Origin of the sequence: Pontibacterium sp. (assembly GCF_964228735.1) — a bacterium.
GTDB lineage: Bacteria > Pseudomonadota > Gammaproteobacteria > Pseudomonadales > Balneatricaceae > Pontibacterium.
The window spans coordinates 15663-34238 of sequence record NZ_CAXRBQ010000049.1; the positions used below are offsets into that span (position 1 = coordinate 15663).

Consider the following 18576-nt stretch of genomic DNA (forward strand, 5'->3'; position numbering starts at 1 on the left):
CGGCGACTTCCCCGGTAAGTGATAACAGCAACAAAGCAGCCTCGGCTGCTTTGTTTGTCTTTGCGAATGGAGATATTGAGATGGCAGTAGGTCCTGGCACTCTTCCTGAATTTCACCCGGTAGCGGGTTTTAAACTGGGTACAGCGTCCGCGGGTATCAAAACACCAGGTCGAAAAGATCTGGTTCTGATGGAAATTCCTGCTGAAGCGACTGTTGCGGGTGTATTTACCAAAAACGCTTTCTGCGCCGCACCTGTACAGATCTGTAAGCGCCACATGGAACTTGTGTCTGCACGTTACCTGGTTGTAAACACGGGTAATGCCAATGCAGGTACCGGCCAGGAAGGTTGGGACGACGCGGCCCTGACCTGCAAAAGCGTGGGCGACATGATGGGTGTGTCCGATGCAGAGGTACTGCCATTCTCCACCGGTGTGATTGGTGAAAAGCTGCCGGTCGAGAAAATTATCGCAGCCCTGCCGGCAGCGAAAGATGCACTGAGCGAAAACGGCTGGGAAGATGCGGCCAGTGGCATCCTGACCACAGATACCCGCCCTAAGGGTGCGAGCGAGCAGTTCGAATACAACGGCAAAACCATCACTGTGACCGGTATCTCTAAAGGTTCCGGCATGATCAAGCCAAATATGGCGACCATGCTGGGTTACGTTGCAACTGATGCTGAGATCGATCAGGCCCTGCTGCAGGCCCTGCTGACTGATTCCACCAACCAGTCGTTCAACCGCATCACCGTTGATAGCGACACTTCAACCAACGACTCCTGCATCCTGGTTGCTACGGGTGCTTCTGGTGTGAAGGTTGATTCCGAAGACCTAGATCTGTTGGATAAATTTACCGAAGTACTGGATCGCGTGATGCGTGATCTGGCCCATGCAATCGTGCGTGATGGTGAAGGTGCAACCAAGTTCGTGACCGTAAAAGTTGAAAGTGCTGCGCAGCAGGAAGAAGCGCTGGCAGTAGCCTTTGATATTGCTCACTCTCCGCTGGTGAAGACTGCACTGTTTGCCTCCGATCCAAACTGGGGGCGTATCCTGGCGGTTGTTGGTCGTGCTGGAGTGGAAAACCTGGACCTGGAAGCTCTGAAAATCTTCCTGGGTGATGTGTGCATTGTTGAAAACGGTGGCCGTGCGGCGAGCTACACCGAAGAAGCAGGTCAGGCGGTGATGGATCAGGAAGAGATCACTATCCGTGTTGTACTGAACCGTGGTGACGTAGAAGAGACAGTATGGACCACTGACCTGTCTCAGGAATACGTTAGCATCAACGCAGACTACCGCTCGTAAGATGGCTAAGCTGATCCACGTTGCCGCTGCAGTCATCCTGAATGCACAGGGGCAGATCCTACTGGCGCGCCGTCCTGAGGATAAACATCAGGGCGGTCTCTGGGAGTTTCCAGGTGGCAAGGTCGAGCCTGCTGAGCCTGTAGTTGAGGCGTTGGCGCGCGAGCTGGATGAGGAGTTGGGGATTCAGATCACCACGGCACGCCCGTTGATTCAGATCCCCCATCACTACCCGGACAAGTCTGTACTGCTTGATGTCTACGAGGTAAGTGCCTTCGAAGGTGAAGCCTATGGGCGGGAAGGGCAGCCAATTGCCTGGGTAGATCGTTCAGAACTGGCAGGTTATGAATTCCCGGCAGCGAATAAGCCAATTGTGGCGGCCGCACTGCTGCCGTCTCGGCTGATGATCACTGGTGAGTGCGATAACGCTGAACAGTATCTTGGAGCTCTCCAGGGAGGTGTGAGTCGCGGTGCAGAGGGTGTGATGTTACGCGCCAAGCATCTGGCAGATGACAGCTTCATTGACGTCGCCCGATCAATGCAGGAATTCTGCCGCAAGCAGGGTATCTTCCTGACGCTGAACACCTGCGTTGAGCTGGCAAATGAGCTGGACGTTGATGGACTGCATCTAAGCAGCGCACGCCTGATGGCGATGGACTCTCGGGAACAGTTTAGTGGCCGCTGGTTGAGTGCGTCCTGTCATAACGAAGAAGAGCTGGCGAAAGCACAGGCACTGGGTGTTGATTTTGTAACACTGTCACCGGTTGCAGTAACAACGTCACATCCTGATACGCCACCAATGGGTTGGGAGCGATTCACTGAGTTGGTTGCAGAAACAACCTTACCGGTTTATGCATTAGGTGGGATGGGTGAGCACACCCTGCACCAGGCGTGGGATGCCGGTGCGCAGGGTGTTGCAGCAATCAGTGCATGGTGGGAGTAGCTTCCCGGGCGCCGGGCTCATCCCCAGTGCTGAAGTCGTTCTCGTCCTGATTGGTGTTGGCGGCGATCTGGTATTCTTCGTTCGCCCAGGCGCCCAGATCAATCAGGCGGCAACGTTCACTGCAGAAGGGGCGGAACGCGTTGTTCTCGCTCCATTCTGCTTTCTCGCCACACTGTGGGCAGTCAATCATTCGTTTGCTCATCAGCTTTACTCTGTTTCCGCTTCAGCCAGTGCAACTAGCTTCTTGTGCAGGGCGGCGACGTTGGTATCCAGCTGACTTTGGTCACCGCTGTTATCAAATACCGTATCAGCTCCTTTCAGGCGCTCCTCACGAGACATCTGCGCCGCGATGATTGCTCTTACCTGATCCTCAGAAGTGTTATCCCGCGACGCCGTACGTTCAATTTGGAGTGCTTCCGGCGCATCTACAACCACTACATGGTTAACCAGCATATGCTGATCGGTTTCCAGCAGCAGTGGTGACGCCAGCACTGCGTAGAGGCTGTCCAGTTCTTCCAGTTTCTGTAGGATACGATCACGAATAATTGGGTGCAGCAGCTGTTCGAGCCAGACGCGCTGCTTCTCGTCAGAGAAAACAATCTCTCTGAGTTTAGGGCGATTCAGGCATCCATCTTCCAGCAGAACCTCTTCACCAAATCGCTTACCAATTGCGTCAAGTGCGGATTCCCCGGGCGCAACAACCTCACGTGCAACGACATCTGCATCGATAATGGGAACGCTTTTTTCTGCAAGGCGGTTAGAAACAGCGCTTTTACCGCAGCCGATACCACCGGTCAGTCCAACAACAAACATCGCTTTATACACTTATCAGTTGAAGATACTTGTGAACAATATCCTGTCCCCAGATCAATGTGATCCAGCCTGCCACCGCAAGATAAGGTCCAAAAGGAATTGGATTCTGGCGTTCATGGCGCTTCAGGACAATCATCATTATCCCAAAGATTGCCCCAACCAGTGAAGAGAAAAGAATGATCACCGGTAGTTGGTCAGCCCCCACCCAGGCGCCCAGCGCAGCCAGCAGCTTGAAATCGCCATAACCCATGCCTTCCTTGCCGGTAAGCAGCTTAAAGAGCCAGTAGATTGACCAGAGGGAAAGGTATCCCAGCATCGCGCCTGCCACTGCCATATGCAGGCTGGTAAACATACCGAAGCTGTTTACCAATAGACCTAGCCAGAGCAATGGCAGGGTCATGTTGTCGGGCAGTAACTGGGTATCGTAATCGATCATGGTGAGGCAGATCAGTACCCAGGTGAAGAACATCACCGCCAGGCCGATCTCGTTTAAGCCATACATCGAAGCCACAAATGCACTGATCAGAGCAGTAAAAAGCTCAACGATTGGGTAGCGCTTAGAGATAGGCGCTGCGCAGCCGTTGCATTTGCCTTTCTGTAGCATGTAACTGATCACGGGCAGGTTTTCATACCAGCGGATCTTATGGCCGCAGTTAGGGCAACTGGAAGCTGGAACCGCCAGATTAAAACGGATCTCTTCCGGTTCTTTGCCCTGGAGTTCGTCAACCTGGGCCTGCCATTCCAGCTCCATCATCTTTGGCACGCGATAGATCACCACGTTGAGAAAGCTGCCGATCATCAGGGCAAAGATAAACGCCACGCTAACAGTCAAAGCAGGAGAGGCATTCAGAGTATCAAATAGAATCAATGGTACTGTTCCTTACTTCTCTGGACGTTCCTTAGATTGCTGAGCCCAGCTGGAAAATTGGCAGATACATCGCGATAACCAAGCCACCAACCAGTACCCCCAGGATCACCATAATCATCGGTTCCAGCAGGCTGGAGAGGTTATCTACAGCGTTATCGACCTGTTCTTCGTAGTAATCGGCAACTTTGCCGAGCATCATATCCAGCGAGCCCGCTTCTTCACCAATGGAGATCATCTGTACAGCCATATTCGGGAAAACACCGGTCATGTTAATAGCGTTTTGCAGAGACTGACCGGTGGATACGCCGTTTTTTATCTGTGTGATTGCGTTTCTGTAAACCACGTTGCCTGCGGCTCCTGCAGCGGATTCTAAAGCGTTAACTAGTGGTACACCTGCGGCAAAGGTGGTGGCGAGCGTACGGGCAAAACGGGCGATTGCTGCGTTGTGAAGGATCTTACCTATCACAGGGATTTTTAGCATTGCTCTATCAACAGAGTCGGCAAACGATTGCGACTTAGTTTTGGCTGTTTTAAAGAGATATGCTGTAATTCCTACACCAACAAATGTCACATGCCACCATGCTTGGGCTACTTCTGATAAGCCGACAACAAACTTTGTGAATGCGGGTAAGTCAGATCCAAAGTTTTTAAATATCGTTTCAAACATCGGAACTACTTTGACGAGAAGTATGGCAGATACTATTAATCCCACCACGATAACTGCGGTTGGGTAAGTGAGTGCTTTCTTGATCTTAGACTTCAGGCTTTCAACTTTCTCTTTGTATGTTGCAAGACGGTCTAGCATCTGTTCCAGTGCGCCAGATTTCTCACCGGCTGCAACCAAGTTGCAATAGAGATGGTCAAAATGCTGTGGAAATTTAGTCAGTGCGGTAGACAAATCAAGACCACCATTTACATCGTTTCGTAAGCTTTTAATCATCTCCTTAAGTTTTTTCTTTTCAGTACCATTCGAGACGATTTCAAGACCTTGTAGTAAAGGTACTCCTGCTTTCATCATTGTGGCCATTTGGCGAGTAAAGAAAGCGATGTCTAATGGTTTAATCTGTGCATTTGCATTACTGAAAAGACTCAAGCTAGATTCTTTGCGAATTTTTTGGGGGTTTATTCCCTGATTGCGAAGAAGAGCTTTTGCAGCAGAGGGGCTTTCTGCTTCAATCTTACCCTGACTGCGATTGCCGTTTTTGTCTTTGCCTTCCCAGTGAAAGCTGATCACTTGTTGTTCTTTAGCGGCCATAGCCCCTCAACCTTAATAACTGCGTAAACGGTTTGATGTTATAGCGCAAATAGATGAACTTTACAGGTAACTCGTTACTGAGTATGAGGTTTGTCAGGTTTTAATAACGCGGTTCATCTCTTCCAGGCTAGTGATGCCTTGCGCAACTTTGGCAAGGCCTGACTGTCTTAACGGCTTAAAACCATTTTTGGTGGCCGTTTCCAAAATATCCAGAGAACTTCCGTTTTCCATGATGATGGTAGCTAATTCTGAAGTCATCTCCATCATCTCGTAGATACCGACACGCCCCTTATAACCTTTACTGCATTTGGCACAACCAGATGGGTTGGCTTCGTAAAGGTGAAGTTCTTTCAGTTGTTTCTTACTGAAACCCTCCTCTTTGAGGGAGGTTTCTGGAATGGTGACTGCTCGTTTACAGCTATTACATAAACGGCGGGCAAGACGCTGGGCGATAATTACGCTAACTGACGTCGCGATGTTGAATGCTGGTACACCCATATTACGCATGCGGGTGAGGGTTTCTGCAGCACTGTTGGTGTGCAGGGTGGAAAGTACCATATGGCCGGTTTGTGCCGCTTTAACCGCAATCTCTGCTGTTTCCAAGTCTCGAATCTCACCAACCATAACTACGTCAGGGTCTTGTCGTAGGAAAGCGCGCAAGGCTTCAGCAAATGTAAGCCCGACCTTCGGATTCACATGAACTTGGTTGATCCCTTCAAGATTGATCTCTACTGGGTCTTCTGCGGTGGAAATATTACGCTCTTCGGTGTTCAGAATATTCAATCCGGTATAGAGGCTGACAGTCTTACCGCTACCAGTCGGGCCGGTTACCAGAATCATCCCCTGCGGTTTGTGCAGGGTCTTCATATAAAGATCATGCTGTTCCTCATCAAATCCTAGTGCTTCGATGCCCATCTTGGCGCTACTTGGATCGAGGATACGCAGCACGATCTTTTCACCCCACAGAGTAGGTAGTGTGTTTACACGGAAGTCGATGGCGCGGCTTTTGGATATCTTCATCTTGATACGCCCGTCCAGAGGGACACGGCGTTCAGAGATATCCATTTGGGACATTACTTTCAGGCGCGCAGCGAGGCGCGATGCCAAATTAGATGGAGGACGTGATACTTCCTGTAAGATGCCATCAATACGGCAGCGGATACGGTAGGCTTTTTCGTAAGGCTCAAAGTGAATATCCGATGCACCACCTTTAATAGCATCCAATAGGATCTTATTAACAAAACGTACAATTGGTGCATCGCTTGTCGCGTCGTTGTCGAGCTCTTCCTCAGCGTCAGGACTGCTTTCGTCTATTTCCAGATTGTCTAGATCTGTGTCGTCCAGGTCGTCCAGCGCAGAAGTCTGTTTATCTAGGAAGGTGTCTACTGCACGACGCAGTTTATCCTCTTCTACCACAACCGCTTCGGTGGCAAGTCCGCACTGGAACTTAAACTCATCCAGAGCCTGAATATTGGTTGGGTCAGAGATCGCGACAAAGAGGCGGTTTTCCCGCTTCTGCAGCGGGAGGGCGTGGTGCTTGGTAATTAGCTTATCTTCGATCACACCTTGTGGCAGGGTGTCGAGGTCCAGCGCATCCAGGTCTAGCAGTGGCATACCGAACTCGTCGGCAGCTACAGCAGCGGCACGAGCTGCGCTTACCAGGCGCTTTTCGATAATGTGGGCGATAAAGGTCTGTTTATTATCGCGGGCTTCCTGCGCCGCCTCCATGGCAACTTCTGCGGAAAAAATACCTTCGTTAACTAGTCGCTTTGCCAGACCGCTTAACGGTTGAAATGCTTGGGCCACGGGCTTGTCCTGCACCTGTAAATTATGACATGGATCAACGGCTAACATAGCATTTAAGCGGATGTTTGAAAATCTGCGCTTTTTGGCAAATCTTCACTGGCATGTCATCTGAATTGCGCTATTATCGTTCTACGGCTTTGAACAAATGGAACTCTCTTTCGCTGGAGAAAAGACATGAAAAAAACAGAAATGATCAAAACTAAACAGCAGGGTTTTACCCTGATTGAATTGATGATCGTTGTGGCGATCATCGGTATTTTGGCTGCAATTGCACTGCCTGCGTATCAGACATATACGAACAAAGCAAAGTTTTCAGAAGTGACTTTGGCAACAAGTACCGTCAAAAGTGCTGTAGAGGTTTGCTACCAAACAAAAGCTACGGTAGCTAGCTGTGATAACCTTGGTGAAGTTGGTGTTACTAGTGCCCAGGCTTCTGTAGGTACATATGTGTCTGGAGTTGCGTTAGCTGCGAATGCTGCTGGTGATGGCTTTGTTGTTACAGCTACAAGTACTTTGGATACTGATGGTGATGGTACTGACGCAAACTACGTGCTAAACGGTACACCAACTAATGGTGGTGTAACTTGGGCACTTGATACTGCGAACTCCGAGTGCTATGCAGAGGGGATTTGTAACTAAGCTTTTTAGTTCCCACGCTTTGCGTGGGAACATTCCTCTCCCAGAAACACACGCCACTTAAGCACAACTAGCATCCTCCCCCCAATCCGTTATTATGGGTGCCCTAACCGATTCTAAAGGGATCTAGCGGGCATTATGAAACGCAATATTATTATTCTCCTGATCGCTGCATCCGTAGCGGTGACTGTATATATCAACTCAACCAAAACCTTGCTTGAACCAGAAGTAAAAAGCCAGATTGAAAATGCGTTGCTGGAACTGCCTGAATTCCCAGCCCGTCCTGTTTGGTGGGAAGATGATGGCCTGCTGGCGATTGGTGTGGTGAAAAAGCAGGACAACCACGATGCAGACGCCAAGAAAGCTTGCAGTGTTGCGGCGAAGTTTGGTGTGACTGATCTGAAAGTTGAGGCGTACGATATTCTGCAGATTCAGCAGAGTGACGAATGGACGCTGATCGGGAAAGCCAATTGTAAACAGCTGTAAGGAGGTTGGTCACCGCTATATGGTGACCAATATTTCCGAGGTAATTTTGTAGGGCATCCCTTCAGGATGCCGGTCGGCTGATCGCCTTCGATGACGACGAGCCGACCCTACAGGATGGGCGGTCATTCGGTCGGTTGTTGTGTCACACGAACTGGTTGTTAGACAAATCGCATGGAAAGGTCAACGGCCTGACAGTGCTTGGTCAGGGCACCGATGGAAATGTAGTCCACGCCAGTTTCTGCAATCGGGCGCAGAGTTGCATCAGTAATATTGCCGGATGCTTCCAGCTTTGCCTTACCTGCTACCATCTCAACCGCTTCACGCATCTCTTCCAGTGTGAAGTTGTCCAACATGATGATATCCGCACCTGCAATCAGCGCGGCCTGCAGCTCTTCAAAGGTTTCCACTTCAATCTCGACCGGTTTACCAGGCTCGTTGCTCTGTGCTGTCTGAATGGCTGCTTCGATACCACCACAACCCATAATGTGGTTTTCCTTGATCAGGAACGCGTCGTACAGACCGATACGGTGGTTGAAGCAACCGCCGCAGGTTACCGCGTATTTCTGAGCGGTACGCAGGCCTGGAATGGTTTTACGGGTATCCAGCAGCTTAACGCCGGTACCTGCTACCTTTTGAGAGTAGTTGTAGCTGGTGGTTGCTGTGCCGGACAGGGTCTGAAGGAAGTTCAGCGCGGTACGCTCGGCGGTGAGCATGTTGCGGGCAGAACCTGTTACGGTAAACAGTACCTGGTCACGTTCAACCAGATCGCCATCTTTTACCTGCCAGTCCAGCTTTAGCTCTGGATCGACCTGGCGAAAAACTTCGTTCACCCAGTCTGTGCCACATACCACCGCTGTCTGGCGGCTGATAATACGCGCGGTTGCTTCGTTTTCAGCAGGGATCAGTTGGGCGGTAATATCCCCAGCGCCAATGTCTTCGTTCAGGGCATTGGTGACGGTAATCTGAATATCTTTCTCAAGTTCTTCGCGCAATAGCATAGCGTGCCGGTGATCAGGTTGATTAGTGATAAGATGGGCACCAATTCTAACGAAAACATATGTAGGCGAATAGGGATGAAACAGAAGTTTTCAATTGATTCGGGCGTTGTAAGTGGGGCGCTGCAGGTGCCTTCACCAAACTTTAATGACCGGCCTGAAAACGAAACGGTTTCACTGTTGGTGCTGCATAACATCAGTTTACCACCGGGGCAGTTCGGTGGCGGATATGTAGAGCGTTTCTTCCAGAACCAATTGCCGGTGGATGAACACCCGTATTTTGCTGAGATTAAAGATCTGCAGGTCTCTGCTCACTTGTTAATTGCGCGCGACGGTGTAGTCACTCAGTTTGTGAATCTCAATGCACGTGCCTGGCATGCGGGCTTATCTCAGTTTGATGGGCGTGACCAGTGCAATGACTTCTCAATAGGTATTGAGCTTGAAGGCACGGACGATCAGCCCTTCACTGATACCCAGTATGTTGTCCTGGCTGAACTGACTCAGGCAATTCAGTTGGCCTATCCTGAGATCAAGAGTGATCGGATTGCCGGCCATTCTGATATCGCACCGGGGCGTAAAACCGATCCAGGTCCTTGCTTTGACTGGCTGCGATTTCGTGAAGGTATAGGGCAGCAACAGTGACCTGCGGCAAAGATCACTATGTGATCGATAATAGTTTTCATTTATAATTCTTCTCCCTCTAATTTGTGTCGTTTTTATTGAAGGCCGGTTAACACCCATGAGTTCTCTGCTGGATGTACGCTCACTGAGCTGTGGATATCAGAATCAGGTGATTGTCAGCTCCCTGGATTTTTCAGTAGGAGAGGGTGAAATTGCGTGTCTTCTGGGGCCAAGTGGTTGTGGTAAAACCACGGTACTGCGTGCCGTTGCGGGATTCAGTCCTGTATTCGGTGGTGAGATCAGCCTGGAAGGAAAAACGATCTCCTCCGCAGAGTTCACACTGGTGCCTGAAAAGCGTGGCATGGGCATGGTGTTTCAAGACTATGCGCTGTTTCCGCACCTGACCGTTGGTGAGAACATTCGCTTCGGTCTTGGTAAAACCGCTGGCAGAAACCAGAAGCAGCGAATTGTTGAGATGCTGGATCTGGTACGCTTGCCGGATCTCTCCAAACGTTATCCACACGAGCTGTCTGGCGGACAGCAGCAGCGTGTAGCATTGGCGCGAGCTTTGGCTCCTCAGCCTAAGCTGTTGTTGATGGACGAACCTTTCTCTAACCTCGATACCGACCTGCGCCAGCAGCTGTCGTTGGAAGTGAAAGATATCCTCAAGCAGCAGGGCATCGCTGCGATTGTGGTAACCCACGATCAACAGGAAGCCTTTGCAATTGGCGATAAGGTAGGCATTCTGGCGGATGGTGAGCTGCAGCAGTGGGGCTCACCGCAGGAGCTATACCATCACCCAGTGAACGCTATGGTCGCGGGTTTTGTAGGCAAAGGTGAGCTGTTTAGCGGCCGTTGCCTGAACGAGTTCTGCGTTGAGACAGAGCTGGGTACGCTGGAATTTGCTGAACCGTGTTGTGCAACAGCGGGTGATGAGATCAGTCTGTTTATTCGCCCTAATGACCTGAAACCCGTTGTAGGTGGCAAAACAGCGTCCGTGAGATCCTTTGAATTCCTGGGCGACGCTACACGCTACCAATTGCAGCTGAATAACGGTCGCAATATCGAAGCAATGGCGCGTGAGCCCCTCAAGATCGACACGGGTGACACGGTGGGTGTTGAAGTATCCGTGCACAAGCCGATTGTTTTTTAATCATCAGGATTCGATGCTTATGGCGTAGTGGTTGTAGGGTAGGCCTTCAGCCTACCGGTCGGCTAAAGCCGACCCTACAGTGCAATATGCCATTTAAGGAATTCGTTGGGCACCGCGTTGCGGTGGCCAACCTACAAAAGCGCCTTAGCTCTCTTCCCGCGTAGACGTAATGGTGCGGGTAAGCAGAATCACCGGAATAATCCCCACCGCAACGATCAGCAGAGCTGCCAGAGAACACTCCTCCAGCATCTCGTCTGATGCAAACTGATACACAAAAGTTGCCAGCGTATCGTAGTTAAACGGGCGCAGAATCAGCGTCGCAGGCAGCTCCTTCATACAATCCACAAACACCACCAAACCAGCCGAAACAATGCCACCTTTGATCAGTGGAAGGTGCACACGCATCAGGGTTTGCAGTGGATTCAGGCCCAGCGAACGGGATGCCATATCCATAGTTGGGGTGATCTTGTTCAGACTGGATTCCACCGCGCCGGTAGATACCGCCAGGAAGCGTACGGAGTATGCGAAGATAATCGCGAAAGTGGTGCCACTCAGCAGCAGACCTGTGGATATATCAAAGGTGCTGCGCATGAAGTCGTCGACCACGTTATCAAACGCGGCCAGTGGGATGATTACACCGATGGCCAGTACTGCACCCGGCATGGCGTAACCCAGGCTGGCGAAGTTTGCAGCTGCGGTCAGGCTCTTATAGCGGTAGAGGCGTTTACTGTAGGCCAGCAGCAGGGCGATTAGGATGGTGATCAGTGCAGCGGCTGCCGACAGGAAGAAACTGTTACCGGCGTAGGTGAGGAAGTCCTCCTGATCGAGCTGATCAAGATGCTGAATCGCGTAGCTGCCCAGGATAAGTACTGGAATCAGGAAGCCCAACAGAATTGGCAGCGCACAGACAGACCAGGCGAAGGCCGCTTTCCAACCGGTGAGTTTATAGGTGTCGATCGCCTTAAAACGGTCGCTGCTGTTGAACTGTTTCTGGCGTGCGCGTGCCAGACGCTCCAGTAGGATCAGTGTCACCACGAAGAACATCATCAGGCTGGCGATCTGTGCAGAACCACCCAGGTTGCCCATGTTCAGCCAGGTATCGTAGATGCCTGCGCTCATGCTTTTGACGGCGAAGAAATCCACAGTACCGAAGTCGTTGATGGTCTCCATCGATACCAACGCCAGACCAACCGCCACCGCAGGACGGGCAATAGGCAGCGAGATACGGAGGAAACTTTGCAGCGGACTGCAGCCCAGCAGACGGCTGGCATCTCGCAGGCTGTTGGATTGCTCCAGGAAAGAGGCACGCACCAGCAGATACACGTACGGATACAGCACAAAGGCCAGCATCAGGATCGCGCCCCCCAGGCTGCGGATCTCAGGGAACCAGTAATCCCTTGCGGTTTGCCAGCCGAAAAACTCACGCAAAGTGGTTTGTACGGGGCCTGCGTATTCCAGCAGGTCGGTATAAACGTAAGCGATGACGTAGGCGGGGACGGCAAAGGGCAGCATCAGCGCCCATTCAAAATACTTCTTGCCGGGGAAGCGGCACATGGTCACCAGCCAGGCGGTGACCACGCCGGTGGCGACGGCCAAAGCGCCCACGCCGACCATCAATTCCAATGTGGTGATAACGTAAACTGGGAGAACGGTTTCAGCGAGGTGAGACCAGATGTTTTCCTTGGGGAAAAGGGCAAGATAGAACACGGAAAGGACAGGCAGGGCGACCAGCAGCGCAACCAACCAGGTAGAACCAAACCAGCGCCAGAGACCGGTTGGGTTACTGATATTGGTGTTGATTTCGGCGTCGAGCCTTGCGTTCAAATCCTTAATCCTTAAAACGACAAAACGGTAGCCGCGCAGACTACCGTTAGTGAGATACAAAGTCGAGTGGTTCAGGCAGCGCTAACTGCCTGATTCTACGAAGTCGGGAGCCTGCGAATAAGTCCGAGACTTTCTCTGCGGCCGATAAAACAGTTTTATGCGCGAAAGGCAGTGCAGTGGTATGACTGGTCCTTTCCAAGCTGCCTGACAAAGCAGAAAGCTGTTTTAGCGGCCGCCCTTCGGGGCTTGAAGGGCGACCCGATCTCTTCGTTAGCGATTTTCGCCAGACAACCAGTATGGCTGTAATCGCTGCCTTGACCTCGAATCGCCCTTCAAGCCAGAGTCGTTTCGGACTTGTTCGAAGGCTCCTTAGTTATCGAAACCAACCTTGTCGACCATCTTGGCTGCAGTGGAGCGCAGTTCAGCTACGCGCTGCAGGTTGATGCCATCTTCTTTGAACTCACCCATGTATTTGTTGATCAGTTCGGAGCGTGGTGTACCCTCACGAACCGGGAATTCGAAGTTCACTTCAGCGTACATCTGCTGTGCTTTTTCAGAGCTCAGGAACTCGATCAGTTTAATTGCAGCATCTTTGTGCGGAGCGTACTTGGTTACGCCGGCACCGGAGATGTTCATGTGCGCACCGCGGTTATCCTGGTTCGGGAAGATCAGGTTAACGGACTGTGCCCATTCAATCTGTTCCGGCTTCTTGTCGTTGGTGATCATCTTGCCGAAGTAGTAGGAGTTACCCAGCGCCAGGTCACATTCACCCTGTTTAACTGCTTTAACCTGTGCACGGTCGTTACCCTGTGGGCGACGTGCCAGGTTGCCTTTAACGGATGTCAGCCACTGCTGAGCTTCCGCTTCGCCGTGTTCGGCAACCATAGATCCGATCAGAGATAGGTTGTAGGTGTGCTTACCACTGCGGGTACAGATACGGCCTTTCCATTTTGGATCTGCCAGATCTTCGTAGCTGCTGATCTCGCCCTCTTTCACACGGTCTTTGGACGCGTAGATGATACGGGAGCGGGATGTCAGGCCGTACCACTGACCATCAGTCGCACGGTATTTAGCCGGGATGTTGCTGTTCAGCACGTCGCTCTGGATCGGCTGCAGCAGTCCTTTTTCAACTGCGTCGTACAGTGGACCGATGTCGGAGGTCAGCAGCACGTCAGCCGGGGAGTTTTTGCCTTCGTGTTCGATACGTTCCAGCAGACCTTTCTTGGAGAAGACAACGTTTGCTTTGATGCCGGTCTCTTCAGTGAATGCTTCCAGCAGTGGTTTGATCAGGAAGGCCTGACGGAAGGAGTAGATATTTACTTCGTCGGCTGCCTGCGCCACAGGTGCTGCGAAAATAGCGGACAATGCTACAGCGGAGAGGATCTTTTTCATCGACGTATCTGAACCTGATTAAATATTTCTGCTAATGCGAATTATTCTTGTTTTCTAGGTGTGGAATGTCAAGTGTTAACGCAAATTATTATCAATATTGCTAACGTCGAGATGACCTATGTCAACGAGTCTAAAATCCTTTTCCCGTATAGAGATCGGTCAAGGATTACGGCAAGGGAAATTGGCGGGGCTTCGGGCTATTTATATTGCTATTTAGAGTGGGAATAACCGGGCCAGCAGCACCGGCACCGCGTTTTCTACACGCAGGATGCGCTCGCCGATATGGATGGCGGTAAAGCCGCACTCTTTCAGTTTCTCGACTTCGTAGGCAATAAAGCCACCTTCCGGGCCGATGGCGAGGGTGGTTGGTTCTGCGGATTCTGCCGGGCAGGGCTCAGCATGATATGGATGGGCAACCAAAGCGCGGGTGTCCTGGGAGATCGCCGGAAGCTCGTCTTCTACAAACGGCTTGAAGCGTTTGCGCAAGTGGACCTCAGGCATGACGGTATCACCGGCCTGCTCAAGGCCGAGCAACAACTGTTCGCGGATCTTCTCCGGCTGCAGCAGAGGGCTGGACCAGTAACTCTTATCCACACGGTAGGAGTTGATCAGGTAGATCTCTTTGGCACCCATCGCCGAGACGGTTTGCAGGGTGCGTTTCATCATCTTTGGACGGGGCAGCGCCAGGACCAGTTTAAGGGGCAAAGGCGTGGGCGCCGCACGATCCAGCGTGACGCGCAATCGGATTTCGCTCTCGCTCAGGCTGATGACCTCACCGGTGCCACGCTCACCATCAAGTAACCCCACCTTGAGTATCTCACCGGGCTCCGTCTGATGGACACCGCGGATATGGTGAAATCGACGGTCGCTGATCGCTACGGTCTGTTCGTCGATAAAATCGCTGGTGTAGAGCAGGATCAGGTTCATTGGAGGGCACTGTTGGTTGGCGATAAAGGGCGCATTGTATAGCAGTGCGCCCCGCTCACCAAACAGTGGATAAGTGGATGATTTAGGCTTCGTCGGCGTCGAGCTTCTTCAGACGATATGCCAGTGCAGGGCGGGTTAGGCCCAGCAGACGCGCAGCTTTCGAAACGTTGCCTCCGGTCTGGTTCATAGCACGTTTGATCAGATCGTGTTCCAGGTTCTCGATGCTGAATTCTTCACCCAACAGGTTATCCATCCAATTGTCATCTGTGAGATTAACGCCAGAATCGTCCTCCTTCTTATCTAACAAACCGTGTCCATTGATGACATTTAAAGGATGGGTCGGTTCTGCCAGCGACGGGAAGAAACTCTCGAGATCGATGCTGTGGTTGTTGTCGGTAAGGATCACGCCACGCTCAATCATGTTTTCCAGTTCACGAATGTTCCCCGGCCACTTGTACATCAACAGCGCCTGCAGGGCTTTATCGGTAACACCCATGGTGCGTTTGTTGTAGAGGGTGTGGTACTTCTCTAGGAAGTGTTCGATCAGCAGCGGAATATCTTCGGTACGGTCACGTAGCGGTGGGATATGTACCGGGTAGACGTTAAGGCGATAGAACAGATCGGCACGGAAGCGCCCCTCTTTGACGGCCTGCTCCAGATCTTCGTTGGTGGCGGCAACCACGCGCACATCGATGCGGCGTAGACGGTTGTCGCCTACGCGTTCCAATTCACCTTCCTGCAGTACGCGCAGTAGAGTGGCCTGAGCACGTGGAGAGAGTTCGATCACCTCGTCCAAAAAGATAGTGCCTTTATGGGCGCGCTCGAATTTACCTTCGCGGGATTGGGTGGCGCCGGTGTAAGCCCCTTTCTCGACACCAAACAGTTCCGCTTCGATCAGGTCAGGTGGGATACAGGCACAGTTCACAGCCACAAACTGGCCGTCGCAGCGATCACTGCTCTGATGCAGGCCTTTGGCAACCACCTCTTTACCGACCCCAGTTTCGCCTAATAGTAGAACGGTGACTTTGCTCTTGGAGGCTTTGGTGATCAGCTGACAGACATTCTTAAAGCCGCCGGAGCGGCCTACAGAATTGAAGAGCAGGTCTTGCTCCTCTTCCGGGGTACGGAACTGTTCCTGCAGGGTGGAGACCTGATGTTGCAGGGCGAACAGTTCTTCGATAATTGGATCAGGTAATAGCGCGCGTTCCAGCTCTTCCTGGTCTTCCCACTCTTCGGCGGGCTTGCCTACGATATGGCAATGATCTGCGCCGCAGCCACTGCACTGGGTTTCCTTGAAGATGATTTTGCGGCCCATGTAATAGGTAGCAAAGCCGCTGGCGTAACCGATCAGCGTCCAGCAGATGGGATCATCTGAACGGCCATACTCGGCCAGATGGACTTCGGACTCGTAGGAATCATACCAGTCGAATTCACCATGGAAGCTGCCAGACTCTATATCGAAGCGCAGTTCCTTGGGAACAACCCTCACCATCCCCTTGATGTTGTGCAACTGGGGCCCGGCCAGAAAGGCTTCCTGTGTGGTGAAGTCCGGTCGGATCTTGTGTGCCATTTCGGCATCTTTTAGACCGGAGTAATAGCCGAAACGCATCAGGAAACCGCGGGTGCGTTCTACGCCTAAGGTTTCGATCAGTTCCTTTCGCAGTGACCCCATCACCGCCGAGTGGATTAGCAGCATGCGCTGCTCGTTAAACCAGATTTTGCCGTCCTCACTGGCAAAGTGAATTTGCGAAATCAGGTCCTTTGATTCCGGTAGTTTTGGTTGAGCCGGGTTGCTCATGAGATTTCGCCTTTATTGTTATTATCAAGCGGTTATTTGTTGCTAATGTCGCTTAAATGTTTGGTTGGTGCTGCTTGTTGTCCGGAGCTCTTGGACTCCTCCCCAATCCCCCCGCCAAAGCGGTCTGAAAAGATCAAATTCAGGGTTGATGAGTTGCTCAAATGGAGATTGATCTCCTGATCAAATCATCAATTTTTTTTGATCCTTTTAATCATTTCATCATCTTTTCCCTCCCCTTCGTCAAGGCCTTTTTGGTGAAAAAGTATTCGATCTTTGTTTAGTGGTTTGATCGGTCTGTTTTTTTATTTCTTTTAAAACAATGTGTTACGAGCTTGGTTCTGCTTCTTTTCGGTTTCTTTATTTAAATCTGGCACAGCGGTTGCTCTAGACCCAGTGACCTGAATCAGAAAAACAAGCAGGGGGCGAAATGGCTGAGGTGATAAATCTGGATACCCGGTCGAGTGATCCGAGTAAGCCGAAATTTGAGCGCTTAACCAAGTACATCAGGGTCCGTAGTCCTCAGGATGCCCGATTCGTGGAGTTCGACTTCGCAATTGGTGATCCGAGTCTGTTCGTGGAGTTGATCATGCCGCAGGGCGCGTTCGAGCACTTTTGCAAAGTGAACGACGTGGTGCACATGACCAACGAGCAGATGGCTGAGGTCGATGCCGAGATGGAGAAGTGGCGCTACGGCGAGGACACCCTGATGTCTCATAACCACGAACATTACGCATCTGAATAAAAATAATCTGACCAAGCTGGAATATGTCCGATGAGTATTGAAATCAAAACCGCGACGCTAGAGCCGGTACGTAACACCTTCGCTCATATCGAGCGTCGTTTTGGTGACAAGCCCGCAACGCGTTACCAGGAAGCAACCTACGACGTTCAGTCCGAAAAATACTTCCACTACCGCCCGCTGTGGCAACCGGAGATGGAGCTGAACGACCCGCGCCGCACTGCGCTGGTGATGGAAGACTGGTACGCCTTCAAGGATCCGCGCCAGTTCTACTACGGCGCTTATGTGCAGCAGCGCGCGAAGATGCAGGAAGTGGCTGAGAGCAACTACGCCTTCTTCGAAAAGCGCGACTTGAAACGCCTGCTGAGTGACGACCTGCAGCAACAGGTGATCCGTTACCTGGTCCCTCTGCGTCACTTCGAACACACCGCCAACCTGAACAACATGTACAGCTCCTCCCAGGGCTATGGCACCGCCATTACCCAGGCGTTCCTGTATGACGGCATGGACCGTCTGGGCATTGCCCAGTACCTGTCCCGCATCGGCCTGATCCTCGACGGCAACACCGGCGATGCGCTGGGTGAAGCCAAGTCCTACTGGATGAGCGAAGAGATCTGGCAGGGCGTGCGTGCACTGTGTGAAGAAACCACTGTGACCAAAGACTGGTTCGAGTTGTTTATCGCGCAGGACGTGGTGATGGACGCGCTGATGTATGACCTGGTTTACAACCAGTACGACGCATGGCTGGCGGACAACGGCGGCCAGGATATCGGCATGCTGACCGAGTTTATGCAGCTGTGGAGCAAGGACAACACCCGCTGGGCGGATGCTGTGCTGAAAACCGCGGCGGTTGAATCCGCAGACAACAAAGCGCTGTTGGAAGGTTGGGTAACCAGCTGGAAAGCGAAAGCTGTAGCCGCACTGAAACCACTGGCAGAAGAGATGCTGGATGCTGAAGCGATGGATAAAGCCGTTGCAGCACTGGACAAGCGTCTGACCAAAGCTGGCCTGTTCAAGTAAGGAGA

18 protein-coding genes are annotated in these 18576 nt (G+C 51.7%); 8 read left to right on the forward strand and 10 right to left on the reverse strand.

Annotated elements, in window-relative coordinates; translation table 11 throughout:
• The first annotated feature begins 80 nt into the window (after positions 1-80).
• Both argJ and ACEQ15_RS04900 read left to right on the forward strand, forming a co-directional pair.
• Positions 81-1298 carry a bifunctional glutamate N-acetyltransferase/amino-acid acetyltransferase ArgJ gene (gene argJ / locus ACEQ15_RS04895; protein ID WP_370277967.1) on the forward strand — a complete coding sequence of 406 codons (1218 nt, stop codon included), beginning with the start codon at positions 81-83 and terminating at the stop codon, positions 1296-1298.
• Between the two features lies 1 nt (position 1299).
• Complete coding sequence (locus ACEQ15_RS04900) at positions 1300-2238, forward strand: Nudix family hydrolase (RefSeq protein ID WP_370277968.1); 939 nt, start codon at positions 1300-1302, stop codon at positions 2236-2238.
• Here ACEQ15_RS04900 and yacG read toward each other — a convergent pair.
• The 5 genes from yacG to pilB all read right to left on the reverse strand — a co-directional run bounded on the left by yacG (position 2219) and on the right by pilB (position 6980).
• Positions 2219-2440, reverse strand: coding sequence for a DNA gyrase inhibitor YacG (gene yacG, locus ACEQ15_RS04905; protein WP_370277969.1), 222 nt, complete (start codon positions 2438-2440; stop codon positions 2219-2221). The genes ACEQ15_RS04900 and yacG overlap by 20 nt on opposite strands.
• 5 nt (positions 2441-2445) lie before the next feature.
• On the reverse strand, positions 2446-3051 hold the full coding sequence (gene coaE / locus ACEQ15_RS04910) for a dephospho-CoA kinase (protein ID WP_370277970.1): 606 nt from the start codon (positions 3049-3051) through the stop codon (positions 2446-2448).
• A 4-nt stretch (positions 3052-3055) separates the two neighbouring features.
• Complete coding sequence (locus ACEQ15_RS04915; RefSeq protein WP_370277971.1) at positions 3056-3919, reverse strand: A24 family peptidase; 864 nt, start codon at positions 3917-3919, stop codon at positions 3056-3058.
• 31 nt (positions 3920-3950) lie between these two features.
• Positions 3951-5174 (reverse strand): type II secretion system F family protein, encoded by a 1224-nt coding sequence (locus ACEQ15_RS04920; protein WP_370277972.1) that lies wholly within the window; start codon positions 5172-5174, stop codon positions 3951-3953.
• 93 nt (positions 5175-5267) lie between these two features.
• A complete protein-coding gene (gene pilB / locus ACEQ15_RS04925; protein WP_370277973.1) occupies positions 5268-6980 on the reverse strand; it encodes a type IV-A pilus assembly ATPase PilB in 1713 nt (570 codons plus the stop codon).
• A gap of 174 nt (positions 6981-7154) precedes the next feature.
• Between pilB and ACEQ15_RS04930 the strand changes: the two genes are divergently transcribed.
• Positions 7155-7619, forward strand: coding sequence for a prepilin-type N-terminal cleavage/methylation domain-containing protein (locus ACEQ15_RS04930; protein ID WP_370277974.1), 465 nt, complete (start codon positions 7155-7157; stop codon positions 7617-7619).
• A gap of 135 nt (positions 7620-7754) precedes the next feature.
• A complete protein-coding gene (locus ACEQ15_RS04935; RefSeq protein WP_370277975.1) occupies positions 7755-8102 on the forward strand; it encodes a hypothetical protein in 348 nt (115 codons plus the stop codon).
• A gap of 158 nt (positions 8103-8260) precedes the next feature.
• Here ACEQ15_RS04935 and nadC read toward each other — a convergent pair whose 3' ends face one another.
• Positions 8261-9100, reverse strand: a complete 840-nt coding sequence (gene nadC / locus ACEQ15_RS04940) for a carboxylating nicotinate-nucleotide diphosphorylase (RefSeq protein ID WP_370277976.1) — start codon at positions 9098-9100, stop codon at positions 8261-8263.
• Between the two features lie 75 nt (positions 9101-9175).
• On the opposite strand from nadC, the gene ampD reads away from it, so the two are divergent.
• Positions 9176-9739, forward strand: coding sequence for a 1,6-anhydro-N-acetylmuramyl-L-alanine amidase AmpD (gene ampD / locus ACEQ15_RS04945; RefSeq protein WP_370277977.1), 564 nt, complete (start codon positions 9176-9178; stop codon positions 9737-9739).
• Positions 9740-9836: 97 nt separating this feature from the next.
• Positions 9837-10871, forward strand: a complete 1035-nt coding sequence (locus tag ACEQ15_RS04950; protein WP_370277979.1) for an ABC transporter ATP-binding protein — start codon at positions 9837-9839, stop codon at positions 10869-10871.
• Between the two features lie 144 nt (positions 10872-11015).
• On the opposite strand, the gene ACEQ15_RS04955 is transcribed toward ACEQ15_RS04950, so the two are convergent.
• The 4 genes from ACEQ15_RS04955 to ACEQ15_RS04970 all read right to left on the reverse strand — a co-directional run bounded on the left by ACEQ15_RS04955 (position 11016) and on the right by ACEQ15_RS04970 (position 16812).
• Positions 11016-12695 carry an ABC transporter permease gene (locus ACEQ15_RS04955; RefSeq protein WP_370277980.1) on the reverse strand — a complete coding sequence of 560 codons (1680 nt, stop codon included), beginning with the start codon at positions 12693-12695 and terminating at the stop codon, positions 11016-11018.
• A 369-nt stretch (positions 12696-13064) separates the two neighbouring features.
• Positions 13065-14087: a Fe(3+) ABC transporter substrate-binding protein gene (locus tag ACEQ15_RS04960; RefSeq protein ID WP_370277981.1), complete on the reverse strand. Its 1023-nt coding sequence runs from the start codon at positions 14085-14087 to the stop codon at positions 13065-13067.
• A 213-nt stretch (positions 14088-14300) separates the two neighbouring features.
• The gene (locus ACEQ15_RS04965; protein WP_370277982.1) at positions 14301-15014 is read right to left on the reverse strand and encodes a 16S rRNA (uracil(1498)-N(3))-methyltransferase; all 714 of its coding nucleotides are present in this window, start codon (positions 15012-15014) and stop codon (positions 14301-14303) included.
• Between the two features lie 82 nt (positions 15015-15096).
• Positions 15097-16812 (reverse strand): sigma 54-interacting transcriptional regulator, encoded by a 1716-nt coding sequence (locus tag ACEQ15_RS04970; RefSeq protein ID WP_370277983.1) that lies wholly within the window; start codon positions 16810-16812, stop codon positions 15097-15099.
• A gap of 427 nt (positions 16813-17239) precedes the next feature.
• On the opposite strand from ACEQ15_RS04970, the gene ACEQ15_RS04975 reads away from it, so the two are divergent.
• Both ACEQ15_RS04975 and ACEQ15_RS04980 read left to right on the forward strand, forming a co-directional pair.
• The gene (locus tag ACEQ15_RS04975) at positions 17240-17554 is read left to right on the forward strand and encodes a phenol hydroxylase subunit (RefSeq protein ID WP_282351017.1); all 315 of its coding nucleotides are present in this window, start codon (positions 17240-17242) and stop codon (positions 17552-17554) included.
• 30 nt (positions 17555-17584) lie between these two features.
• Entirely contained in the window at positions 17585-18571 is a 987-nt protein-coding gene (locus ACEQ15_RS04980) for an aromatic/alkene monooxygenase hydroxylase subunit beta (RefSeq protein ID WP_370277984.1), read from the forward strand.
• Positions 18572-18576: the final 5 nt, after the last annotated feature.